Below are 24,449 nucleotides of genomic sequence, written 5' to 3'. Positions count from 1 at the left end.
CGGGCCGATCATTCCGCTCAGCGGGCACCGGGCCGCGGCCACCGCAGTCCCACGACGTACTCGCACGCGAGGCTTCCGCCGGACGGCCCGCGGAGCCGGTGCTGCCCGAGTCCCGGTAGCGCCTCGGTGATCCTGACCGACCCGTAGCCGGCCAGTTCCTGCTGCAGGACCGCGAGCGAGATCGCGCTGCGGAGATCGGCCCACAGCGGTTTCGCGGTGAAATCGTCGATCCGACGGCAGAACACTTCCGCCGGGATACCGTGTTCGCGCCGCCACCGATGGGCGCGCAGCACCGTCTCGCTTTCGTGTTCTCCTTTGACCGGCAACGGAAGCCGGTCCGCGTGGCACAGCCAGCTCGCTCGTTCGACGACCGTGCGGCCCACGGTTCTCCGTGGCCGCGCGATGACCTCCGAGTCGCCGGGCGGCAGGCCGGTGAGCTGCCGGTCCCCGAACTCGTGCGGCGCCACCCAGGGATTGGCGAGGATGTTCAGCAGCCGGAGCAGGCCGCTGCTCAGGTGCGACGGGATCAGACCGAGGTAGGCCAGGCCGAACGGCCTGCCGTCGGGACCGAGTAGTTCCAGCACGTCGCGGTCCGCGTCGTGGACCAGCGTGGCGCGTTCCAACGGGAGATCCCCGGCCCCGGCGGGCATGCCTTCACCGGGGACGACCATCGCGGGCAGGCGGCCCGCCGAGGTGTACTGGGCCGTGGTGCACGCCCGGCTGTTGACCAGCTCGTATCGGGCGATTCCCGGCCACATCGAGGAAGCCCATTCGTCCAGGGCACCGGACAGCCGGTCGCCGAGTACGCCGGTGAACCTGCTGACGATCCCACCGACGCCGTCGCAGAGCTGGTTCACCACCAGAACCCTGCCGTCCTCGGTGTCCGCCTCCTGGAAGAGCACGGCGACCGCGGGTGGAGCGCTGGTCCGGCCGACCGGCAGCTCCGCCCGGCGCGCGGCGTCCACCCGGCCCCTGTCCTTCAAGAGGGCCTTGGACATCGGCTCGGCAGCGCGGTCTTCGACGGTGAGCGCGGCGAGGAACTCGAGCACATCGGTGCAGCGGCCGCCGCGGCCGAATCGCGAAACGAACGCTTCGAGCAGGAAGTCGTAGAGGTGACTGCGGAACATGTGCGGCCGCAGTTCCGACGCGTATGCGCTCAGCTCCCGGCCCAGTTCGGCGTCGAGTGGATCCGGCACGCTGAACCCGGTCGCGGCGTCTTCGTAGACGAGGTCGGGTGTCCACATCCGGACGCCGCTCGCCGCTCGCCACTCCGCCTGTGTTTCCTTAGCCGCGGCGATCGTCGCCGTTCGCTCGGGCAGCGCGGCGGCGGCCAGCCCGCTGATGGACCGGTGCAGCCGCCGGAGCCGGCCGGGCATCGGGTGGTCTTCGGCGGTCGACAGCGTGTCCGCCAACCCTTGGAGCGGATCGCCGGTGCCCGGTGAGCAGACGACCGGGTGGATCCAGCCGCTGTCGAGCATGCGCAGGTACCTGGCCCACGGGTCGCGTCCGCCCATCAGCTCGCGGAGTTCGGCGAAGTCGTAGTCCCGCTCGTTTTCGGTTACGAACAGCCAGGCGGGCGCGGCGGCGTCGTGGCAGACCGAAATCGACAGCCACGACATGGGTCCCTGGCTGCCGGCCTCGTTGCACAGGACGAAGCCACCGGGAAGGACGTTCGTGTGTGCGGCGACGCGGTAGCGCAGCAGTGGCGCGAGTTCGCGGTCGCGGGCGGCCGCCCGCAAGGCCAGCTGGGCCAACGCCGCTCCGGTGTAGCTGCGGGTTCCCGTGCTGACGACGCCGGGCATCGCCACGGTCGTCAGCCGGGAGTAGGGGCTGGTCTTGACGGCGGTGCGGGTGACGTAGGAGTACAGCGTGCGCAGGTTGCGGTTGTCCAGCTTGCCTTTCCGCGCTTTGCCCAAGCCGTGTCGCGTCCATTCCGGCGCGGCCAGGGCGAGTGAGCGGACGAACGGCTGGTGGTCCAGTTGTGCGACCAGCGTCGCGCGTGCCTGTTCGCTGTCGGCGGCGACCGACGAAGCCAGTTCCCGCCGCAACTCCGCGCTTTCCTCGGCCGTCCGGTGGTAAGCCGCGAGCAATTCGCGGGCGTCCGACGGCAAGTGGCCCGCAAGGTCATCGGCCTCGGCGGGCAGCGTGGCGCTCTGGAATGCGGCCCGCTTCACGGCCAGCACCACCCGGCGCAACGCCGGAGCGTCGTCGAGCATCGGCACCAGTGCGTAGCAGGCTTCCGCCAGCGACGCGCCGATCGATGCCCGCTCCTCGGCCAGCTTCTCCTCCCGCTGTAAGAGTTTGTCGGTCCGGCCGCCGACCAGCGCGCACGTCCGCGTCGGCAGGCCGCCGACCCGCGCGAGCGTCCACGGCGCGAAGGCGACGGAAGTGCCCTGTGCCACCGCGGCGGCTGATTGCTGTTGTGTGGTCATCCAGCCACCTCCGCACGTACGCCCAGGCCGGCGGCCAACAGCTCCCATGACCGGTCCGCGGACCCTGGCGGATCGCAGACGGGACAGCCGTGGACGGGAAGCACCCGGTGCTTGCCGTAGGTGCCGCGCACCAGGTCGATTTCGTGGATCTCGGCCGACTTGCCGTCGTCGGTGAAGGCCTGCGCGACGGTGCCGAGCAAAGTGATCGCGAGTTCGCCGTGCTGGGGCAGGAACGCCTGCTCTTCGGCGGGGTCCAGCACCGCGGAAAGCCGTGCCTCCCCGGAATGCTGACGTCGCCGCTTGCCCGTGCAGTCCGGGCAGGGACCGGTGCCGGCTCCCGTCACCGGCCCGCAGCGCAGCGTCGTCCCGTCCAGCACGAGTGGAAGCCACGGTAGCCGGAGGGCTCCGGCTCGTGCGGCGACCGTTTCGAAGAGGTCGATGCGGGCGGTCTGTGTCACGCCTGCCAGTAACCGCAGCCTGCCGGTGCCGGCGCCGTCGCGTTCGCCGAGCACCTGCTCGCCGAACGCGCCCGCCCCGTACAGCCACAGTCCGGCACCGTGGGGTGTGATGTGGAGGACGGGGTTCATGGTGTTCCGTCCGCCGGAGCGAAAGCCCAGGCCTGGATACGGAGATTTCGGTCGCTCGCGATCGAGTCGGTGGCGACCGGCCGGAAGGCGTATCCGGCGGTGTCGGCGTGGGACCGTGCCACCTCACCGGCCGCCCCGGTCGCGAGCAGCGCGCGACGCCACGGGTGGACGCCGCCCTCACGGATGGCTTCCCTTCCGCTTGAAACGAACACCGTCGCGGGATGATCCGGGATCTCGGCAGAGGCCTTCACGGAGTGGAAGGTGCCTTCGCGGAATTCGTACCAGCCTGGCGCGAGCCCATCGACGTCGCGGGCGGCGACGGTGAACCGGAGCACGTCCGAGTCCGGCGTGGCGGCGTCGAGGATCCACCCCATCGCGTCCGCGGTCAGCCTGCCGTCGACCAGCCGGACCTCCCAAGTACCGCGAACGCGCGGCTGATGGCCGGAATCGCGCGGCAGCGGTGCGGCGGCGAGTTCGGCGCGCACCAGATCCGAGAGCACGGCGGGGCTTTCCGGCACGTACGGGGGAATGCTCGCGCGTGGGGTCATCGTTCGTCTCCCGGTTCTCGGTCCAGCACCACGATTTCGAGCAAGGTCTCGGCGTGCGGGAGCAGGCCGAGCGCGTCGCCGAGGTCGCCGAGAGAGCCGGCGAGACCGTCGCGTACGTGCAGACCCAGGTCGGCGGCGGCCGCGAGCAGCCGCTGCACGGCGGCGCCGGTGTGCAGCAGGCCGTCGCGCACCGTCGTCCCGCTGGTATGGGCGGGCACCGTGACCGATACCGCGATCACGGCGAAAGCGCCGTCAGCGTGCCTCCGGCGCCACCTGGTCACGTCCGCGACCCCGGCGAGGTCGATGAGCCCCTCTTTCTCCGGGAGATAGAGGTGCGCCCCGTCGTTCTCGCCGAGCACATAGGCGTTGAGCGATCGATCGACGTCACCGGGGAAGGCCGAGCCCAGCAACCGGGTCAGTTCCGGGCTGTCCACCGGTTCGATCGCGGTCGGATCGGGCTCGGGAGCGAGGAGGAACTGCGGCAGCTGACTGTCCGGAGTGGACTGACGGGCGACGTAGTCCAGCGCGAGGCAAAGGGATTCGCCCTCTCGCGGTCGCGGTGCGCGAGGGCGGCGGCGACAGGCGCCTGTGGCCGCGTCGAATTCGGCGACCGCCGACGTGGAGACCGGACGGCCGGCGCCGCTCAGCAGGTTGATGATCTCGAGTGCGGCGAAGCCGAGCGCGGCCTCCCGGTCCGGCGTGGCGGGGGCCGCGGCCGCGTGTGGTGGGTTGACCGGCCACCAGTCGGCGTAGCGCAGTTCGTCACGCGGTCCGAACCAGGGGCCCAGTTCCGCGCCGCCCTCGTGCACGAGCACCCGGAGCCAGGCGACGCCCGCCTCGGCGAGTTCACGGTCCAACGCGGCGAGTTCGGCCACGGGTTCCTGGCCGTTCAGGACGACCAGGACGAGATCGGAATCCGCGCATCCGGCCCGGTCCAAGACCTCGCCCCGCACCCCGTCCACGGCGAGCAGTTCGCTGAGCTCGGCGGCGAGTCCCGGATCACCGGTGAGTTTCACCCGGGTTCGCCGGCTGTCACGGGAATCCGTGTCCCGTACCTTCGCGGTCACCGTGCCGGACCGGGCCAGCCAGCGTCCGGTGTGGTCGCCGGGCACCGGCCCGGAACAGAGCAGGTCGCGGGAGCGCGCGAGCGCGTGCACCGCGTCCACGGTCTTCACCGGCAGACCGAGCAGCTCGGCTATCCCGGCCGTGTCGCGGGTCCCGTCCATCGCACGCAGCACGGCGGGCAGGACGGTGTGCGCCGCCTTGCCGCCGAACACCTGCGGCTGGGCGGCGCCGAAGGCCAGCAAGCCGGTGCGTGTCGGGATGAGGGAGATACCGGGCAGCAGGCAGGGAAACCCGGTACGCGGCCCGGATTCGGCCTCGCGCAGCGCTTCGGCGGCGGTGGTCCGCTGGACGGTCGTGATCATGCCGTCGCCTCCATCGCGTCCAGGATGATCCCGCGCAGCCGGGCGAAAGTCCGCTGCTCGGAAGGAACGGGGGACTGTGACCGGGCGTTCCCGTGCACCCCGAGCAGCACCGAGCTCGTCGCTTCGCCGAGATGCGGCTGCACCAGCACCACCCTGGGCTCGGCCGCGTCGCCGTCGAGCATCCGTCCGGTCAGCCCGCACACCACGGCGACCGTGGCGCCGAGGTACCCGGCCGGTTCGCCCTCGGGATGGTCGTCGAAATGGTCGTGCACCAAGCCGAGGTCGGTATGCGCGCCCATCCGCTGGGCACGCCTCCGGTAGTAGCAGTCGACGGTCGCCTCGGCGCGCGGGCCGAGCAGCGGCCCGACCCGGGTCGTCAAACCTTCGGCGACGACGGGTAGCAGCGTCTTGCCGTGCCGGAGTACCGCACTGTCCACAGCGGACTCGAGCCGCCGCACCGGGCGGCTCCAGGCGAAGACGATCCGCTCGTACTCGGCGATCAGGGCGTCCAGCGACCCGAGGTCGGGCCAGCCGCCGAGCCGGTGCGCGGTCGCGTCCGGTCGCGCCGAACGCAGTCTGGTGGCCACCGCCGCGCCGAAATCGTCGTCGTGCAGTACGAGAACGCTCACGATGTCTCCTCTCTTCGTTCCCGTCTCAGGCGATGGGTTGCGGCCAGGGGTTGAGGTCGGCTTCGTCGTGCACCGGGTGCCCCATCGCCGCCGGGGCGGTGTAGAGCCGGGGATGCGCGAGGAACTGGGCCTTGCGGACGAACGACATCGGCTGCAGTCCCGGCACGATCGCCTTGACCGCGGTCATCCCGACCGCGGCAGCCTCGTCGGTGGTCAGGTCGACCACGTACGCGTCCGTGCCCACCGCCGTCAGCCGGTCCGACAGCCAGCGCAACGACTCCGCCGAATTCCCGGCGGGCGGGGCGGGCAGCGCCGACAGCGGCCGCTTGCGCGTGCCGGAGAGCAGGAACTCGAAGGCTTCCGAACGGTCGGCGTGCGCGGTGAACAGCGCGCCGTCCATCGTGCGATAGCAGTCTTCGGCGCTTTCGGGGGCGCTGCCGATCTGGGGCAGGAAGGAGATGTGGCAGGACAGGACCTCCCGGAACGCGTTCACGGCGGCCTGCACCGGATCCATGTTCGAGGCACAGATCGCCACGTGCTTCACGGCCGTGCTGCGCCGGTCGACCCGGACCGCGAAGATCGACGGCACGCCGACGTCCGTGGTGGCGTCGAAAAGCCGGACGTCGACGTGCGGATGACGCTCGTAGGCGGCGACGAGCTCCTGCAGCTCGGGGCCGCCGATGTCGACCTCGATCTCCGGCAGCGGCAGCCGCTGGTGCCAGGTGAGCGCGGTGGCGTCCCGCTCGATCACCTCGACGAGCCCCTTGACGATCGACAGCGCCGGGTCGGAGTGCACGGCGCAGCCGGTCGAGATCGGGTTGGCGATGTTCTCCTCGGCGGCGGGGATGTAGAACAGGTAGACCAGCGGCGCCGGTACCCACATGGGCTTCCCGTCGCGCAGCCGGACACCGCGTACCCAGTTGCGGGGTACGTCCTTCGCGGCGAGCTGGGTGTGCTGCCCGGGAAGCGCCAGTTCGGTTTCCGACAGCCGGGGCAGGGTGTCCAGGTCGAGTGCTTCGTCACCGAGTTCGAGCGCGGTCGCCCAGCGCATGTCCGCCGGGTCGTGCACGGTCGAGCAGTAGCGTTCCAGCGCCTCGGCCACCGCGACGGCTTTGGCGAGCTCGACGTCGAAACCGCCGCCGCTGCCGTCCATCGCCTCCGGCGCCGACCGGGACCACTGGGCATAGCGGCGGATCGCGGGCACGGCGGCCTTTCCGTCGCCCAGGTAGGCGGACGCGATGGGCATCACCCCCGAGCCGGGCGGAAAGGGCAGCAGCGCGGGTTCGGCGACGAGGCCGAGTGAGTTGTCCACGAGCGGCGCGAGCCGGTCGTGGAGTGGGATGGACGACGTCATCGTTGTAACCCTTCCGCCGTACGGTTGCCGGCTTTCATCGCAACGGATCCGCCCAGTCGCCGTCGTTGAGATCGCCGGGCGCGATGAGCGTGCCGTTGATCCGCACGGAGGGCGTGCCCGCGATGGTGGGGCGCACGGCGGCGGTGGTCCTCCGCAACGAGGCCGCGAACGTGCCCCCGCGCAGGCACTCCGCGACGCCGCTCGTGGCGCCCGCTTCCGCGGCGAACCTGATCAGCTCCTCGTCGGTGCGGTCGGCTTCGCCGTGTTCCTTCGGCTGGTTGTCCGGCGACATGAGGTGTGCGTGCAGCCGCCCGAAGGAGGCGCCGTCGGCCTGGGTGGCGCACAGCATGGCCGACGCCGCCCGGGTGGAGTAGTCACCGGATTTCGACTTGTCGTCCAGGAAGGTCAGCACGTGGTAGTCGACCTTCACCCTGCCTTCGTCGATCGCTTTGGCGAGCAGCTGACCGAAGCGGTGCTCGAACCTGGCGCAGTACGGGCACAGCGGGTCCTCGTAGACGTCCACTTTGTTCGGTGCGTCGGCCGAACCCAGCGAGACGACACCGGGGGAGCTGATCCGGGCCGCTGTCCGCGGTGGACCGTAGCCGTCGGCCTCGGCACTGGTGTTCCGCAGCTGCAGATACAGACCGCCGCCGACGACGACCGCGACGACCAGCAGGACGATCGCCTTGACCGTGGGCGTGGTCTTACGCCGTGCGGGCACTTTGGTCTGGGTCATGTCGTCTCCTGGGTATGGGCTCGCAGGCCCGCGTCGGAGGGCGGTGGCTCGACGCGGGCCCGCGAAGTGAGGGGGTCAGAAGAGTTCGCCCGCCAGCTTGTAGAGGGTCGTGCCGACGAGGCCGAAGATCAGCAGCAGGTAGGCGAGGCAGGCGACGCCGTATCCCCAGAACAACGTCCGTTCGCCACGGGTGACCCGGCGCAGGGCGCTGGGCAGCGGCCTGCGCAGCACCCGGTGCAGCACATAGGTCATCGCGCGGCTGCGCAGATTCAGTTTGCCGAGCGCGTTCTCCAGTACCTGCTGTCCGTCGGTCGGCAGCATGGGATTGAAGTTCATCACCATCATCACGGTCTGGAACGCCAGCAGGGTGCCCAGCAACCCGGGGTCGCCGGTTCCGGTGAGCAGCAGGGTGGCCGTCGTACCGAGCACGAGGCCGTCGAAGACGGGGCCGGCGAGCAGGATCGCGATCCGGGGCCAGCGCCTTTGCAGCCGTACGGCGTCGGACCGGTCGACGTAGCCGATCGGCAGTACGTAAAGCCACAGTGCGACACCGACTTCGCGGGCGGGCACACCGTAGTAGCGGCACAGCACGCCGTGGCTCGTCTCGTGCAGCAGGGTTTGCGGGATCATGATCAGGTACGCGATCCAGATCGCCGAAAGGTCGGGGGCGACCGGGTGGAAGAGCAGCGTCAGCACCGCGGTCAGCAGGCCCGTCGCGCCGAGTAACCCGATCGCGCCGAGCGCCATCCCGCCCACGCGGCCGCGGAAGGGCCGGGCGATGGCGGCGAACACGCGATCGGCGCGTTCGGTGGAGATGGGCAGCCGCGCGTGCGGCATCTTGATCTGGGAGCGGGCCACCCGGGTGGTGATCCCGTCGGTGGCCGGAACCACGCCGTCGAGCAGCTCGAGCCTGGCGAGGTCGTGGACCAGGAGGCGTAACGCCTTGTCGACCTTGTCGAGCGGGGCGCCGCTGCGCCGGGCCAGCCCGTCGAGCAGCTTGTCGTAGCGGACACCCGCGGTGAGCTGGGGGACCAGCTGGCAGGTGCCGTTGCTGACGAAGGTGTACTTGCCGCTTGCTTCGTCGAACAGCATCGAGCGGCCGTCCGCGCCGGTGAGCAGTTCGACACCGGGGTTAAGGCGTAGAACGTCGTCTTCGGCGGGCCACCGCGCGTCAGCGACCACGGACGCCGGTTCGGCGGTCTGCGCGCCGGGGGTGGGCGGTTCGACGGTGGTGGACATGGTGACCCTCCGGGACTTCGAGGTTGTTGGGAACGGGAAAGGGCGGGGGGCCGGTGGGCGTGTGGGCCGTTCCTGCCACCCACACCGTTCAGGGGCGGGAAGAGCTGGCGGAGCTTCCGCATGCGGCGCAAAGAATCGGTGTGCTGCCGGTACCCGCGCAGGCCCCGGTCGACATGGTGCAGTCGGCCGCCGTGTTGTTCGCGGGTTCTTCGGCCCGGAATTCCAGGTTCGCCTCGGCGGTCTTGAGGTTCGTGTCCATAATTTGCTCCTGTCTCCTCAGATTCCGGCGATTCGAGATACGAAAGGAACTCGAGGTGGGTGGCCGGTGGGGACGTGGGCCGTGCCGGCCACCCACCCGTTTCACCGCGATCGGCGACTAAAGCACACTCAGCACGTGGTCGAGGCGCAGCCCGCGCTGGCGATCGACCCGGCGGTCGAGGGGGCCGTGCTGAAGCTGGATGTGGTGGCGGCGCATCCCTTGCAGCAGTCGGCGGCGACGGTGGTCGCGTTGTCTTCGACCCACAGATCCAGTGCGTTGTCGGAGTTCAGCTCGATGTCCATTTGTTCTCCTTCGGGTAGTGAAGCCGGCGAGACCGGCCACAGGTTTGTCCGGAAAGTTTCAGCAGCCGGTGCTGCCGGTGCTGGCGGAACTGGCGGAACTGGCCGTGCTGCCGAAGCTGCTCGCGCTACCGGCGGTGGCGGCGGAGTTGGTGCAGCAACCGTCCGCGGCGATGTTCGCCCCGCTCTCTTCCGCCCACAGGTCGAGCGTCAGATCCTGTTCGGTGGCGATGATTTCCATTTCTGTCTCCTGTCTCGACTGAAAATCAGGTGTTTTCAGCGGTCAGCACGCACAGGCGGCGCTGGCGAAAGTAGACGCAGAACTCGGGCAGCTGGCGGTGCCCACGGTGCCCGCGCTCGTGGCGCAGCAATAGCCGGCAGCGGTTTCGGTGTCGGACTCTTCTGCCCAAAGGTCCAGTTGTTCCTGTTGTTCGATGGAGCCGATTTCCATTTGTTTCTCCAGGGAGACGAGTGGTTTGATCAGAGTGTTACGGGCACTCGGTGCTGGCGGTTCCGGCACTGAGGATGGGGCTGCTCAGGGTGGAGGCGGTTCCCCTGCAGCAGTCGGCCGCGATGGTGTCCACGCTTTCCTCTGCCCACAGGTCGAGAGTGCTCGTGGTGGTTTCATCCATGACGGAACTCATTTCTGTTCTCTGGGTTTCGGTGATCGCACCCTAGGGCCGGAAGGCCGGTGATCCCCGCCACGAAGAGTGGCAATTTCGATGGGGTGCTGGAATTATTGTAATTGTGTGTTCAGCGGTAATCAACGAGCGTTCGCCGAGAAAAGCTGCAGCTTCCTGCGCGGCCGGTCGCGGCTAATGCATTTAATTACCGGTTCAGTGGAATCCCGAATATGGCACGGTGCCGATGGCGAACGTGAACAAAGGCACCTGCTCGCGAAGGTCGAGGCGCCCGTGCGCGGTGAGCGCGTGCGGAATCAGCCCGGCGAATCCGCAGGCTTCCCGGCCGGCGGCGAGTGCGCCGAGCCAGACCTCGTTGACCGCGGCGGATCCCCTGGCCAGCAAGATCCGGTAGCCGTGCGCCCCGAGTTCGTGCACAGCGTGCGGGGTGCGCCCGACAACGACCCCGATCGCCGCCGCGTCGGCGAATTCCGCCTGCAGCACCATCTGGTCGACTGGATGATCCGTGGGCAATTCCGCGACCTCACTGAAACCGCCCGCCGGATCGAACCGGTGGAAGCCCGGCGCCAACCCGGTCACCCGCTGCGCCAGGACCAGATAGCCGAGCCTTCCGGTACCGGGCTCGCTCCAGCCGAGGCTGCCCGCCCGGTCCGCCCGGCGCAGCAGATCCGCGAGCTCCTCGCCGTCGATCTCGCCAGGACCGTAGACGCGGCCGCCATGCCGGTTGGCCAAGGCCACGGCGTAGGCCGCCGGCGACCAGGACGCGCCGCCCAGCCTGCCGAGGGCGGGCGGGGCCGGCTGCTCCTGTAGCTCCCGGACGAACTCCGTCATCACCTCTTCCCGCGACCCGATGGGCCTGGAAACAAGGAACTCGAGTCCACTGTCGACACGGGCGTTCGTGGTGAAGGCGCACCCTGTGCCCGCCTGTGCTGCGGGCGCGTCGTTCGCCGGGTCGATCCGGACGATTTCGGTCACCGGGTCCTTCGCCGGGTCGAGTCCGAGCAGCCGGGCCACGTCCTCGAAGCGGACCTTGCCGATCCGTTGCGCGGACAGACCGACGAGGCGGCAGGTTTCACCGAGCTGGTGCAGAGAGACCCCGGCGTCCATGTGGATGACGCGGGCGGCGAACGGACCGTACTTCGCGGCGACCCGGCTCAGCGCGCCCGCGCTGACGACCACGGCGGGCGCCCCGGGTGCGGCACTGTCGAGCCAGTTCGTGCTCTCGTCGTCGAACGGTGCCACCGCGACCAGTTCATGGGTGAACGGGTCGTAGTGCCACCAGCCGGCGGGCAGCCCGCCGACGTCGCGGATGGCGAGGTAGGCCTGCGGCGAGCCCAGGTTGCCGCCGGTCGCGTGGTAGCGGTGCACATGCCGGTCGCCACGGTCTGCGCCGCCGGGCTGCAGGCCGAAGGCCGTGCGGACGGCCAGCACGAGCCGGTCGATTTCCACTGGCGCCGCCGCCGTGGCCAAGGCGGCGAGATCGACGACATTGACCTTGGGAAGCGGGAGCCGGGCCGACGGCGAGTAGATCTTGTGGTCGTACTGTTTGGCGGTGTTCGCGGGCACGTAGTGCATGAGGTGGCCCTTGGGCGAAGCCTGGTCCTTCGGCGGGAAGCGGACCATCTCGTCGAAAGTGATCGCGAGCGAATGTGTCCGGCCATCGTGCTGGGGCAGCGTCGCGATCGGTCCCGGCGCGACCGCGAGTTCGGTCGTTTCGCCGGTGTTCAGGTCGATGTGCAGCGCCGTGCTGAGGCTCTCTCCGCTGCCCATTCGCGAGACCACATTGGTGATCTCCGTGGCCAGCACCGCCAGGGCGGCGGAGCGGACGGCGTCCGCGGCAACGCCGGGCTCGACTTCGGTTTCGGGTGCGGAGAGCGCACCGAGTTCCCACCGGGCGAGCGTCAACCCGACCCTGGCGTCGAACCGCGGGCCCAGTTCCAGCAGGCCGCCGGTCACCGCGGCCCGTAGCCATGCCCCGCCGCGCTTGTCGACCAGCCGGTCGAGGTCGGACAGCCAGGTGGGAGTCCGCACCTCGCCGGTCAGGCCGATGACGAGCGTGGTGTCGTCGGGGATGAAGCCGGCGTCGAGGCGGTCTTCTGTCCGTACCGGAACGGCCTCGGTCGTGACCGAGTTCGCGACGAGCAGCTCCGTGAGTTCCGTGGCGAGGTCCGGGGGTGCCACGACCGCGACCCGGGCCGAGCGCAGTTCCCGCCACGCCCGATGGCCGCTCCGGTGCACCCGGGACGAGTCGATGTGGCGGGTCAGCCACAGCGGCACGGGTTCCGCGGGAACAGCCGGGTCGAGGCCTTCTTCGACGAGACCGCGGGTGTAGAGCAGCGAAACGATGGTCACCACGTCGGCTTCACCGATGCCGACCGTGGCGGCGATCTCGGCGTAGGTCCGGTTCCCGTCCAGCAGGCCGAGAACCCGGGGCAGGAGGGTGACGCTGGCCTTGCCGGAGAAGACCTGCCGGGTGGCGGCGCCCTCGACGAGGTATCCCGACGGCAGCGGGACCTCGACCAGGCCGGGGAGTTTCCGGGCCCGCGTGGGAAGGGTGAACTGGGGGTCGTTCGCGACCGCGTGCCCCATACGGGTGGCGGCGATCCGGTCCGGGGTGGTCGTGGCTGGGCTCACCTGGCTGCTCCTTCGGTGACTGCGTCCGGCGCGGGAAGGTCCTGTGCGAGTTCGCGGGCCAGCGGAAGCAAGGCCCGCCACGACCGGTCTTCGGCCGGCACGGCGGCCGCGGATCTGACGTTGCCGTGCACGCCGGTGAGCCGGTGACGGCCGATCCGGGGCGAGTTGCCACTGAAGAAGGTGACCTGCTGCAAGTCGCTCGAGTCCCCATCGGCGAGCCGGTGGATCACGGCGGCGGTCCACGACGACGCCGTAGCGACGAGCGACGGCAGGAAACCGACCGAGTGGCGGTGCCCGACCTCGTCGTAGGCCGCCTGCAGTTCGGGTGAACCGGTGGTGGTGCGGTGCTGGAGGGTGCGGCGGTAGTGGCAGTCCATGGTCGCGTGCGCGCCCGGGCCGAGTACCGGCCCGATCCGGACCGTCTGGTGGCTCGCGACCACCGGGATCAGGAACGCGTCGCGGGCCAAGGCGAGCCGGTCCGCTTCCCGTTCGAAACGAGGCGCGGGCTGGTTGAGCGCGAGCACCAGGACGCTCCGGGCGGGCACCTCGCCGGGCGACGGAAGGCCGTCGGGGAGGCTGGCTCGGGTCGTCACCGAGGGCAGCGCGCCGAGCCGCTCCGCCACCGCGGTACCGAAGCCTTCGTCGTGCAGAACGAGCACTTCACGTGAGCCGGGCATGTGAGTCTCCTTTCGGGAGGTGATGGCGGTGCTCAGGCGAAGGGCTGGGGCCAGGGGTTCAGGTCTTCGAGTTGCCGGACCGGATACCCGCACGCCGCGGGTGCGGCGTAGAGGCGGGGGCTGGCGAGAAATTGCGCCCTGTGGGTGAAGGACAGCGGCTGCAGACCTGGCACGATCGCCTTGACGGCGGTGAATCCAGCTTCCCGTGACTCGTCACATCCGATGTCGACGGCGAAGACGTCCAGGCCGGCATCCCGCATCCGGGTGAGCAGCTCGGTCAGGTGCCGCTTCGGGGAGCCGTCCGGGATCGGGGAGCGGATTCCGGACAGGGGAGTGGTGCCGCCCGCGCGGTCCGGGCCGACGAGGAAGTCGAAGGCTTCGGCGTGTTCGGGCAGGCCCATGTACAGCGCGCCGTCGAAGGTGCCGCGGATCGTGTCGACGTCGGTAGGCGCCGCACCCTGGTGTCCGAGCGCGAGGCGGCAGCTGATGGCCTCCCGGACCGCGTTGGCCGCGGCCTTGCCCGGGTCGGGGTTGATCCCGCAGCCCAGCACATGGCTCAGCCGTGCCGAATGGTGCTCCTGGTAGACCGCGTAGACGATGGGAACGCCGAGGTCGAGGGTCGCGTCGAACAGCCGCATCGAGACGCCGGGGTCGGCGGCGAACCGCGCCAGCAGCCGCTCCAGCTCCGGAGAGGCTTCGTCGACCTCGATTTCGGGCAGGGGAAGCCGCTGCCGCCAGACGATGGAGATGGCGTCGCGTTCGATCACCTCGAACAGCCCGTTGAGCAGCGCTTGCCACGGGTCGGTGTGGATCGCGCAGCCGGTGCTGTTGGGCGCGGAGAGCCGCTGATCACCGGGTTCGTCGAAATAGAGCCAGACCAGCTCGGCGGGAATCCAGGTGAGCCGGGCGTCGGACAGCCGCACACCGCGCACCCAGGCGCGGGACTGATCCTTCCGCGCCGGCCTGACCCTATGCCGGTCGTCGGCCAGTTCCCGGTCCGAAAGCCGGGGCAAGGTGTCCAGATCGAGTGCTTCGGCCCCCAGCTCGTCGGCGGTCGCGGTGATCAACTGATCCCGGCTGTAAACGGCCGAGCAGTACCGCTCCAGTGCCTCGGCCGCGGCCACCCATTCGGCGAGAGTGGCGTCGAAACCACCGCCCGCGCCGTCGAGGCCGGTCGCCGGCCTGCCGGTCCGCCGCGCGAACGCGGCGACCTCCGGCAGGACCCAGCGCAGGTCGCCGGTGGCCGAACTGGCGATCGGAAGCCCGGGAATCCCTTCCGGTACCGGCAATCTCACCGGCGGTGAGATCGGGCCGAGGAGGCCCGTGAGCGGAGACAATCGTTCGCGCAGCACGGCGGCCGCGAGAGTCGAGGCCGTGGCATCGGCCGGTGCGAGGTTCAGCATGTCGACCAACTCTTTCCGTCACACCTGTGAGCAGTCCGTATCCGAGTAAGCGCTTTCTCAAAATATGAATGGAATTCGCATCTAATCACTCAGTGTCACTATGTTGCGGTCATTGAACATCTCGCTGCCCCGTTGGAGGGAGGAAGAATTACCTGAAAGACAGAAATTTCGGTAACTTCTGCTGGTGCTCGTCCGGCTTTGTGCGAGTGGTGCAGGAAGGTGCATTCGCATACTCGAACAGCAGGAAGCTGCGTGGAACCGGATCATGCCCACTTGCGGGCTGAATCGCCTAGGGGGCCTAGGGGGCCTGGGGGAGCGGAGGGCCGATAACGCCGCCTGCCTTTCCGCGGTGCCCTCTTCGGGCCGGTGGATACCGTATCCGCCGTCGCGCCCGATGCAGCCGCGCTCTCGCCGTCGCGGCCGTAATGCCCAGCACGCTGGCGACGTCCGACAACGAGAGCCCGTCCAGCGCGGTCTCCGGTCTTCCGGCCGGCAGATTTCGGCGAAATCGAGCAATCGCCTGCCGGTGTTCTCGCGTTCCGCAGTCGACTCGCGCGCCCTTCGCCGGTGTTCGGACTTGACCACGTTTCGGGCGATTCCGAACACCAGCCGGTCGGGGGTGCCGCGGCCTTCCCGGAAGTGGCTTTCGCGACGCGAGGGTAAGGCAGGGGGCTTCGCAGCGCGCGGGTCTGGAGTGACAGAGATGAAGGGGGTCGTGAGTGGTAAAGAGCGTTCTAACGCTCTTTACCACTCACGACCCCCGCGCGAAGTCCTGCCTTGGGTGCAGGAAAGGCTCCTTCCCTCGGCTCAGCCAAGGGAAGGGGCCTTCGAGCGTGTCGCTGCCCGAGCTTGGGTCAGAGCGAATTCGTGCGCACCCCCCAGGTGCTTCGGAAGGTCTGGCCCGGCTTGAGGACGATCAGGTTCTCGCCGCTGTTGAAGGAGTTCCCGGGGCTGGTGACCGGTTCGATGGCGATGGCCTGGCGGGCGGGCCTGCCTTCGGCGTAGTCGTCGGAATAGACCAGCAGGTATTCATGCTTGTCGTCGGCCCAGAGCTGGATCTTGTGTCCGTCGGGTGTTTCGAGTTCGGCCAGCGTGCTTTCGGCCGAGGTGCGGATGAGATCGGTGTAGGCGAGGTCGAGCTTCGCGGGTCCGATGAGGGTGGGGGAGCGGAAGTCGTTCGCGGTTCCGGCGACGGCCGACCGGCCGGTCGGGATGCCGTTGTCGTCGTTGATCAGGTAGGTCGACGCGGCCACGGTCAGTTTCGCGTCTTCGATCTTCGGGGCGGTTTTGAAGTACGGGTGGTACCCGCTGCCGAACGGGGCGGGCCTGTCACCGGCGTTGGTGGCGGTGAGCGTGACCCGGAGCCCGGCTTTTTCGAGCAGATACTCGGCCTGGAACTTGAGGAGGAAGGGGTAGCCGTATTGCGGGTACAGCACGGAGCCGAGCCTCAGGAGGTTGCCGCTCTGCTTGACGAGTGTCCACGGCAGGAAGGCCGCGAGCCCGTGGATGGCACAGCCGCTCCAGTGTTCGGTGATCGGGGTTTCGTAGTCGATCCCGTCGAATCTGTACTTGCCGCCGGCGATCCGGTCCGACCAGGGCAGCAGGATCTTGCCCATGTGGCTGTCGCCCATGCCGGTGTCCGGGTGGCCCGCCAGGACGGCGCGACCGTCCACGGTCCACGACCGCAACTCGGCGCCCACCTCGGCCACCACCAGGCTCTGCTTCCCGGATGTGATGCGGTACTGGCGCCCGGTGGGCAGGATCGTTCCGGTCTCCGCCGCGGCGACGGCAGGTGCCCCGCCGATCGCCAGCGCGGCGGTGGTTCCGGCCGCGGCGGTGAGCGCCGCGCGACGGGAGAAGGTACCCATGGTTCTGTCACTCCGATTTCTTGGGTCAGCCGCGAAGCACTGATTGCGGGAAGTCGAACACCTTGCCCGGGTCGTAGGCCGAGACGATCCGGCGCAACCGCGTTTTGTTGGCTCCCCAGTACGAAGTGGCCCAGTCGGTCTGCATCGGGTTGATGTAGTTGACGTAGGAACCGGTGCCGATGACCCGGGTCAGAGCCTGTTGCGCCTGCGTGAGGACCTCGCCCTGGTCGGTCTCGCTCCAGCCGTAGATCTGCATCGACGCGTTGGCGCCGCGATGCGGGTACGCGGTGTCACGGGCGCTGACGCTGTCGACCTCGCCGCCGACCCCGTCGAACAGGAGCACCATGTCGCTGTGGCCGCTCAGTATCTCGACGACGCGGTCGGCGTCGGCGGCTTTCAGCCTGTGCGGCAGCATCCGTGAAGCGGCGTGGAAGCTCTCCCGCTCGACCGTCCCACCGGGCTTGGTGTCGAGATGGCAGGTCTTGGCTTCGTCGCAGCCGGCGTAGTGCAGCATGGCGTCGAGGTAGGACTTCCTGCTCGCGGTGCGTTCGGTGGGCGTCGCGCCCACCTCCGCGATCAGCGATGACAGCTGGGTGTCCAACGCGGCGTCGGTGCCGATCCAGGCGCCTTCGATCGATGCGGTCGGCTGCTTGCGGGCTTCGACCGAACAGGTCGAAGTGAGTCCCTTGGGCGCGGCGGCTTGCCAGGCCGACCATGAGGCAAGGACCTTCGCGGTGTGTTCGGCAGGGAACTCCAGGGTGAAGATCACCGGGGACGGCGCCGGAACCGTGCTGAAGGTGAACTCGGTGACGATGCCCGCGTGGCCACCGCCGCCGCCGCGCAACGCCCAGAACAGATCCGCGTCCCGGTGGGAGTCCACTTTGTGCACCGAACCGTCGGCGAGCACGATCGTCGCGCCCTTCAACCGATCGCAGGTCAGGCCGTAGGCGCGGGTGAGCGGGCCGATTCCGCCGCCGAGAGTGAGGCCGGCGATGCCGACCGAGGCACAGGTTCCGCCCGGCAGCGCCCGGCCGCGTGCGGCCAGCGCGGTGTATACCTCCATCAGACGCGCGCCCGAGCCCACCACCGCGGTGCCGTCGTCGCGGACCGAGATCTTGTTGAGCGCGGTGACGTCGACGATCACACCGGAATCGGGTGTCGAGAATCCGGCGTAGTTGTGCCCGCCCGAGCGTGCCGCGAGCGGTGCCCCGCGGCCACCGGCCCGCCGCACGCACTCGATGACGTCGTCGCGGTCGTCGACCAGTGCGATCGCGGCCGGTCGGCGTGCGGACAGCGCCAGGTTCCATGGTCGCGCCGCGAGTTCGTACCCGGCATCGCCGGGCCGCAGCAACCGTCCCGACATCGCCCTGCCGAGCCCGTCGAGGTCGATGCCGCCCGCACGTTCGCGGCCACCGGTCGCGAACGCGCTGCCGCCCGCACCGGTGAGCAACGCGGTACCTGTCAAAGCGGCGGTCGTGGTCAGAAACCTGCGCCTGCTGAATCCCGCTTTCGTCACGGTTCTCCCTCCGTTGCCGCGGCAGTCTGGCTGGATCAGTATTTATCCGGAAAAAGGGCTTTTCCACGCAAGAATCGACTCTTGCCGGTGATTCTGCGCAGGAGCCGGGACAGTCACACTGTCCATTCAGGAATGCCCGATACCTGTACCACCGCGGCGGAAAGAACCAGGCCCGGTGCTTGACCGAGCAGAAGCATATGGTCGCCCGGAGCCAACTCGCCTGCCGCGAGGAGGTTTTCGAAGGCCAGGAACTGGTCGGCGGCGCCGCAATGGCCGATGCGCCGCCCGAACTCCCAGGTCGATTTCGTCATGTCCAAGCCGAGAGGGGCCATCACACGCTGTTCGACGACTTCCCTGGAATGTGTTTCGAAAGCGACTCTGGCCACGTCCTTGATTCCGATGCCGGCTTCCGACACCGCGGTCTCGACGAGTTCGAGCATGACCGCCGGGAGCCGCCTGAGCACGCCGGCCCCGTCCGGCGGGTTGGTGCGGTAGTGCTCGTAGCGTGCGGGGAAATCCTGAGGACGGCGGATGGTCACGGTCGGCGGGAACAGCGGCTCTCCACTGCGGTGCAGTTCCTCGCCCTCGGGTATACAGATCGAGGTGACCGACAGCAGCCGTGCGAAGCCGGGGTTCTTCGTCAGCACCACGGCCACGGCGGCGTCACCGCCGATCATGCCCGAGGAAACCCGCCACCGGTCGATCATCGGGGTGCCGTAGTTGTCGGCCGTCACCAGAAGCGCGCTTTCCCGGTCCGGCACGGCGCGCAGGTAGCAGGCCGCGAGCTCCAGGGCGTCGAACATGCCGTTGCATCCTTGCCGGACCGACATCGCGGGAACGCGTCCGCCGACGAGGTGGCGTTGCAGGTATGCCTGCGGCGGCCAGCCATCGGGGCCCTGGTGCCAGGTGTTGGTGTACAGCAGCAGGGAGAGCGCGGTCGGCTCGACGAGGGCGCGCTTCACCGCCGATTGGGCCGCCTCCAGCGCCATGTCCGGCGCGGGGCGCTCACCCGCGACGGCCACACCGAGGAATTCGTGCGCCTCGGCTTCAAACGCCGGGTACAAGCCGTCCGCGACGGCACGTTCCACCGGGAACACCGGAGGGACGACCGAACCGATCCCGCTCAGGTGAATGTCCGTCACGCGCACGACGTCTCTCCTCTGGGGGAAGCCGGGTTCGGATCGGCGGAAGTGTCCAGCAGCTCCGCGACGTGTTCCGCGATCGCGGACACCGTCGGTGTCTGCCACAGCAGGGTGGACGGGAGTCTGCATCCGAACCGCTTCTCCAGGCGCCGCCGCACCATGACGGTCAGGATCGAGTCCATGCCCTGATCCGCGAGCGACCGCGTGGGCGCCAGGTCCGCGGGGGCGAGCTTCATCTCTTTCGCGATCAGCGACCGGATTTCGGCTGTGAGAGTGGTCAGCAGCTGTTCCGGGTCGAGAGCGGACAGCTCATCCGTCTCGACCGGTTCGTCCGCGACGGCCTTGAGCTCACTCAACACCGGCAACGCGCGCTCGAGCAGTTCCGGCCGGTCGTCCCGGAACACCGAGTGGACACCGGGTCCGCGACGATCCGCCACGTCCCAGGCGGCGACGATGACGGACGCGGTGAGGTCGTGCCCCGACACGACATCGAGGCCCACGGCGTGTTCCCCGGCCTGCGCGCGCTGCGTCACCACCGCGTCCAGCAGGGCACACGCCGCGCCGTCCAGCTCCGATCCGGGCTTGTTCAACAGCTGATCGCAGGAGGAGAAGACGGTGAAGAAGTCCAAGGTGCCCGGCGGGAAGAGCTCGTGCAGGAACTGAGTACCGCGGATGCGCGACCTCCCGCCCGGACCACCGGGCTCGGTGATGCTGAGCACGCCCCGAACGGGAGGGAGTCCGGACCTGTCCGGGTCGGTCATGTCGGCGGTGAGGACGCGCACCGTGACGCCCCGGCCTTCCAGCGCCAGCAGCCCCTCGGCCTCTTCTGCGGACTCCCATCGAGATCGCGGGTGGAACTCTTCCGGCGTCAGGAAAAGGAGGCGTTTCGCACCCAAGCCCACGAGGCGATCCGCGGCCGCGAGGCCGAGCCTGCCGAGACCGCCACTGATCAGGTAGGTGCCTTCCGGACGGCACGGCGCCGCCGGATGGCTCGGCTGGCCCGCCACTCTGGTCGCCCGGGCCACGAACGGACGGCCCTGCCGCACCGCGATCACGGCCTCGCCCGACGCCGTTCCGATCAGGCCGAGCACGGTTTTCGCGGTTCCTGCCGCGTCAGTGACGGCGACATCGTCCAGATCGATGACCGCACCCCACGATTCCGGCCGTGTTCCCGCGAGTGTGCGGCCGAATCCGGTGACGGCCGCGGCGGCCGGGCGCTGTGGCGATTCGGTGCCCGTTCCCGTCCATGCCGCGCCGGTCGTGAGGCACCACAGCCTGCCGGGGCCGGTCTGACGCGAGGTGATCGTGGCGAACGACCGGAGGAAGTCCTCGGCTTCGTCCGAAGTGGTCGTCGGCAGTATCAAGCAGACATCGGCGCCGGCGAGGCCGTCCACCTGCTCGGAGTCGCCGAACAGCCTGCAGTCGCGTCCCGTCGCACGGGCTTGCGCGACCAGCTGTTCGGCCAGTTCGTCGTGCGGGCCGACGACTATGAGGGCTCGGTCCGAACTCGGGTCCACCAACGGTTCGTACGGTCGCCAGACGATCTCGTGCACCAGCGTGCGGGGATCGGTGGAGACGGCGTCCTCGGCGCCGATGGTCGCATAGCGCAGGCCGCTCAGATGGGCGATCACCAGACCTTCGTGCGTCGTGACCGTGACGTCCACCGTGGTCGGAGCGTCCGCGCGCATGGCGATGTCGATCACCGCCGATTCGGGTGGCTCGCCTTGTACCGTGACCTCGTCCACCTCGACGGCCATACGCAGCACTGGATCCCCGGGGTAGGCGACCGGCGCGAGCGTCATCACCGCGTCCAGCAACGGTGCCCAGGTGGTCGACCGCCCTAATGCGACAGTGCCGCGCAGCGCACCGCTGCCGCGCAGGAGTTCCCGCACCGTCCAGTCGAAGCCCGTCGACGGCACCCCCACGGCGCTGAGCCGGTCGTGGACGAGAGTGGGGGGCACCGGCTCGACGGGAACATCCGGTGTGTGCGGGCCAGGAAGCTCGCCCGGTTCGGCGACGGTCGCGTAGGTGTGGATGTCCCATCCCCGTCCGGAGCCGGTCGCCGCGGCGCGGGAAGCGATCCGGAGGGTGTCGCCGTCCAGCACGACCTGGATGTTCCTGAGCTCGGCGGTCATCAGTGGGCTGCGCATGACGATCTTCCGCAGCGTCGGCGGTGGGGACCCCGGCGCGGCGGCCGCGAAGAAGGTCGTGAGGAATACCGCGGCGGGTACGATCTCGACGCCGTTGATGCTGTGGCTTCCCGGATAAGGGCGATTGCCGTCGTCGAGATCGCTCTGCCACATCCGGACGGCGCTGCCCGCGACCGGTGTCTCCGCGCCGAGCAGGGTCTGGCTGTGCGGGTCGTGCGCACGGGCGGAACCACCGCCACCGAGCTGAGGCCGCCACCAGAGCGACCGGTGCCGCCACGGGTTCGCGGGGGCCGCCACCAGCTCACCGTCCGGGTACAGCCGGGACCAGTCGACCTCGAGGCCGTGGCAGTACAGCGAGCCGAGGGCGGTGAGGAGGCTACGTTCCTCGGACTGGTCACGACGCAGGGTTCCGCCGACGAAGCACTCTTCGATCCCTTGGTGGGAAAGGGTTTCGCTGATCGAGTGCGTCACCACCGGATGCGGCGAGATCTCCAAGAAGGCCAGGTGGCCGTCCTCGGCCGCCGCCGCGACGGCGCCGGCGAGCCGCACCGGGTTACGCAGGTTGGCGGCCCAGTAGGTCCCGTCGAAGACGGGGAGCGCGCGCGGATCGGGCAAAGCGGTGGTGTAGAGCGGAATCTTCGTCTGCGTCGGACGTAGCTCGGCCACGGCCTCGGCCAGTTCCGTCGCGAGCGGGTCCATCCTGGGGCTGTGGAACGCCACGTCCGAAGCGACCCGCCGGACGACCAGTCCCGCTGCCTGGAACTCCCGGATCGCTGCCTCGACCGCGGCGGGCTCGCCGGAGACCACAGTGGACACCGGCGAGGACTGGATGCCCGCCACGATCCCGGGACGACCGGCGAGCCGTCGCTCCACCTCGGCGAACGGGAGGCCGACCATGGCCATCGCGCCCTTGCCCGCCTCCCGGCGCAGCACCCTCGAACGACGGCAGCTCAGCTTGGCGCCTGCCTCGAGATCGAGCGCGCCCGCGCAGACGGCGGCGGCGATCTCGCCGACCGAATGCCCGATCACCGCGGCCGGGACGAGCCCGCGATCACGCCACACCGCGGCCAAGCCGACCTGCATGGCGAAGATCATCGACTGGATACGGCAAACGTCGTCGAGGGCGCCGTCCTCCAGCACCTGCCGCGGGGTGAAGCCGATCTCGTTCGCGAACACCGGTGCCAGCTCGTCGAGCACGGCGGCGAAGACAGGGGAGGTGGCCAGCAGTTCGCGGCCCATACCGGTCCACTGCGAACCGTGTCCGGAGAACACCCACACCAGGCCGGTTTCCCGCTCGGGAAGCGGACTGCCGGTGACAACGTGGTCCGCCGATTCGTCCTGGACCAGCTCGTACAGCCGCCCGATCAGCTCGCTCCGGTCCGAAGCGGTGACGGCCGCGCGGTGCCCGAGGTGAGACCGCCGGAGCGCCAGCGTGTGCGCGAGCGAGTCGAGCGAGATCTCGTCGCCCTGTTTCGAGAGCCAGTCCGCGAGGTCGCCGGCCCTGCGGCCGAGTGCCTCCTCCGACGCGGCGGACAGTGCGAACAACCTTTCGCCCCGGCCATCGGCTTGATGGGTCGCCGGTGTTCCCGGTGGCTCCTCGAGCACGATGTGCGCGACGGTGCCGCCGTAGCCGAATCCCGAAACACCCGCTCGCCGCGGCTCTCCCGCCGACGGCCACGGCACACGTTCGGTCACGAGCCGCAGACCGTTGGCGTGCCACGGAACAGCCGGGTTCGGGCCGGACGCCATCGGCGTGGCTGGAATCTCCGCCTTGCCGAGCGCGAGCACGGCCTTGATCACGCCCGCGACGCCGGCGGCGCCTTCCAGGTGGCCGATGTTGGCCTTCACCGAGCCGATGAAACAGCCGTCGTCCGCGCGGTCCACGCCGTACACCGCACTGATCGCCTCGGCCTCCAGCGGATCGCCCAGCAGGGTTCCCGTTCCGTGCGCCTCGACGAACCCGACCGTCCGCGGGTCGACGCCGGCGTCCCGGCAGGCCCGCACCATGACGTGTTCCTGCGCGACCGGGTTGGGCGCCATGATCCCGCTGGTGTAGCCGTCCTGGCTCACCGCGCTGCCGCGGACGAGGGCCAGCACCCGGTCTCCGTCGCGCTGGGCGTCGGACAAGCGCTTGAGCACCAGCACACCGCAGCCCTCGCCGCGTCCGTACCCGTCGGCGGTGGCGTCGAACGCCTTCGACCGGCCGTCGGCCGCGAGCGCGCCCGCGAGGTTCAGCGTCACCGTCTCTCCCGGCGAGACCAGGAGGTTCACCCCTGCCACGAGCGCTAGCCCGCTTTCGGCCGAACGCAGGCTCTGACAGGCCAGGTGCAGCGCGACCAGTGACGCCGAGCAGGCGGTGTCGACGGCGAGACTCGGCCCGCGCAGGTCCAGCACGTGCGACAGCCGGTTCGCCACCGCGCACCGGGCCGCTCCGATACCGCTCCACGCGTCCATGTTCACGATGTCCTCGAGCAGGTGCCGCCGGTAGTCGTCGGTGCACGAACCGACGAACACCCCCGTCTCACTGCCGGCGAGCGAATACGGCGGGACCCCCGCGTGCTCCAGTGCCTGCCAGGCCACTTCGAGCAGGATTCGCTGCTGCGGATCCATGAGTTCCGCCTCGCGCGGGGTGATCCCGAAGAAATCCGCGTCGAACCCATCGATCCCGGACAGGAAGTTCCCCCGTCCGACGGTGTCGCGCAGCACCGAGGCGTGCCGGTGGCCCAATTCCGCATAAGACCGCCACCGATCGCCAGGAATGTCGGAACTGGTCTCGACGCCTGCCAGCAGCAAATCCCAGAAAGTGTCCGGACTGTCGGCTCCCCCCGGGAATCGGCAACCGATCCCGATCACGGCGACCGGTTCGGCTCCTGGTGCATCGATGCTCACTACACGGTCCCTTCGGGCA

At 69.5% G+C, this 24,449-nt stretch carries 19 protein-coding genes; all 19 read right to left on the bottom strand.

The features are described from left to right. Nucleotides 1–17: 17 nt before the first annotated feature. Nucleotides 18–2,432: a hypothetical protein gene (locus tag H074_RS33475; protein WP_007034527.1), complete on the bottom strand. Its 2,415-nt coding sequence runs from the start codon at nt 2,430–2,432 to the stop codon at nt 18–20. Then, entirely contained in the window at nt 2,429–3,019 is a 591-nt protein-coding gene (locus H074_RS33470) for a TOMM precursor leader peptide-binding protein (RefSeq protein ID WP_007034526.1), read from the bottom strand. Before H074_RS33470 ends, H074_RS33475 begins: the two co-directional genes overlap by 4 nt. Continuing rightward, the gene (locus H074_RS33465) at nt 3,016–3,567 is read right to left on the bottom strand and encodes a hypothetical protein (protein ID WP_007034525.1); all 552 of its coding nucleotides are present in this window, start codon (nt 3,565–3,567) and stop codon (nt 3,016–3,018) included. The genes H074_RS33470 and H074_RS33465 overlap by 4 nt, the downstream gene beginning before the upstream one ends. Then, nucleotides 3,564–4,994, bottom strand: a complete 1,431-nt coding sequence (locus H074_RS33460) for a hypothetical protein (RefSeq protein ID WP_007034524.1) — start codon at nt 4,992–4,994, stop codon at nt 3,564–3,566. Before H074_RS33460 ends, H074_RS33465 begins: the two co-directional genes overlap by 4 nt. After that, nucleotides 4,991–5,623, bottom strand: coding sequence for a hypothetical protein (locus H074_RS33455; protein ID WP_007034523.1), 633 nt, complete (start codon nt 5,621–5,623; stop codon nt 4,991–4,993). Before H074_RS33455 ends, H074_RS33460 begins: the two co-directional genes overlap by 4 nt. A gap of 25 nt (nt 5,624–5,648) precedes the next feature. Further along, nucleotides 5,649–6,977, bottom strand: a complete 1,329-nt coding sequence (locus H074_RS33450) for a YcaO-like family protein (protein WP_007034522.1) — start codon at nt 6,975–6,977, stop codon at nt 5,649–5,651. Nucleotides 6,978–7,011: 34 nt separating this feature from the next. After that, nucleotides 7,012–7,713: a DsbA family protein gene (locus tag H074_RS33445; RefSeq protein WP_007034521.1), complete on the bottom strand. Its 702-nt coding sequence runs from the start codon at nt 7,711–7,713 to the stop codon at nt 7,012–7,014. Between the two features lie 75 nt (nt 7,714–7,788). Next, nucleotides 7,789–8,952, bottom strand: coding sequence for a zinc metalloprotease (locus H074_RS33440; protein ID WP_007034520.1), 1,164 nt, complete (start codon nt 8,950–8,952; stop codon nt 7,789–7,791). A gap of 88 nt (nt 8,953–9,040) precedes the next feature. Continuing rightward, complete coding sequence (locus H074_RS40840) at nt 9,041–9,211, bottom strand: hypothetical protein (RefSeq protein ID WP_007034519.1); 171 nt, start codon at nt 9,209–9,211, stop codon at nt 9,041–9,043. A gap of 128 nt (nt 9,212–9,339) precedes the next feature. Continuing rightward, nucleotides 9,340–9,513: a hypothetical protein gene (locus tag H074_RS40835; RefSeq protein ID WP_161630717.1), complete on the bottom strand. Its 174-nt coding sequence runs from the start codon at nt 9,511–9,513 to the stop codon at nt 9,340–9,342. 58 nt (nt 9,514–9,571) lie between these two features. Beyond that, a complete protein-coding gene (locus H074_RS33435) occupies nt 9,572–9,751 on the bottom strand; it encodes a hypothetical protein (RefSeq protein WP_039923942.1) in 180 nt (59 codons plus the stop codon). Between the two features lie 595 nt (nt 9,752–10,346). Then, nucleotides 10,347–12,785 (bottom strand): nitroreductase family protein, encoded by a 2,439-nt coding sequence (locus H074_RS33430; protein ID WP_007034518.1) that lies wholly within the window; start codon nt 12,783–12,785, stop codon nt 10,347–10,349. After that, nucleotides 12,782–13,462 carry a hypothetical protein gene (locus H074_RS33425; protein ID WP_007034517.1) on the bottom strand — a complete coding sequence of 227 codons (681 nt, stop codon included), beginning with the start codon at nt 13,460–13,462 and terminating at the stop codon, nt 12,782–12,784. The genes H074_RS33430 and H074_RS33425 overlap by 4 nt, the downstream gene beginning before the upstream one ends. Before the next feature lie 32 nt (nt 13,463–13,494). Continuing rightward, nucleotides 13,495–14,865: a YcaO-like family protein gene (locus tag H074_RS33420; RefSeq protein ID WP_063705478.1), complete on the bottom strand. Its 1,371-nt coding sequence runs from the start codon at nt 14,863–14,865 to the stop codon at nt 13,495–13,497. Nucleotides 14,866–15,163: 298 nt separating this feature from the next. After that, on the bottom strand, nt 15,164–15,616 hold the full coding sequence (locus H074_RS42410) for a sigma factor-like helix-turn-helix DNA-binding protein (RefSeq protein ID WP_152521540.1): 453 nt from the start codon (nt 15,614–15,616) through the stop codon (nt 15,164–15,166). 103 nt (nt 15,617–15,719) lie between these two features. Then, the gene (locus H074_RS33415; RefSeq protein WP_007034515.1) at nt 15,720–16,733 is read right to left on the bottom strand and encodes an aldose 1-epimerase family protein; all 1,014 of its coding nucleotides are present in this window, start codon (nt 16,731–16,733) and stop codon (nt 15,720–15,722) included. Between the two features lie 25 nt (nt 16,734–16,758). After that, nucleotides 16,759–18,249: an FAD-binding oxidoreductase gene (locus H074_RS33410; RefSeq protein ID WP_007034514.1), complete on the bottom strand. Its 1,491-nt coding sequence runs from the start codon at nt 18,247–18,249 to the stop codon at nt 16,759–16,761. 113 nt (nt 18,250–18,362) lie between these two features. Further along, entirely contained in the window at nt 18,363–19,397 is a 1,035-nt protein-coding gene (locus H074_RS33405; RefSeq protein ID WP_007034513.1) for a ketoacyl-ACP synthase III family protein, read from the bottom strand. After that, a complete protein-coding gene (locus tag H074_RS33400; protein WP_200865840.1) occupies nt 19,388–24,430 on the bottom strand; it encodes a type I polyketide synthase in 5,043 nt (1,680 codons plus the stop codon). The genes H074_RS33405 and H074_RS33400 overlap by 10 nt, the downstream gene beginning before the upstream one ends. Between the last annotated feature and the right edge of the window lie 19 nt (nt 24,431–24,449).

Origin of the sequence: Amycolatopsis decaplanina DSM 44594, from assembly GCF_000342005.1 — a bacterium.
Lineage (GTDB): Bacteria > Actinomycetota > Actinomycetes > Mycobacteriales > Pseudonocardiaceae > Amycolatopsis > Amycolatopsis decaplanina.
This window is presented reverse-complemented; position numbering and strand designations above follow the sequence as displayed.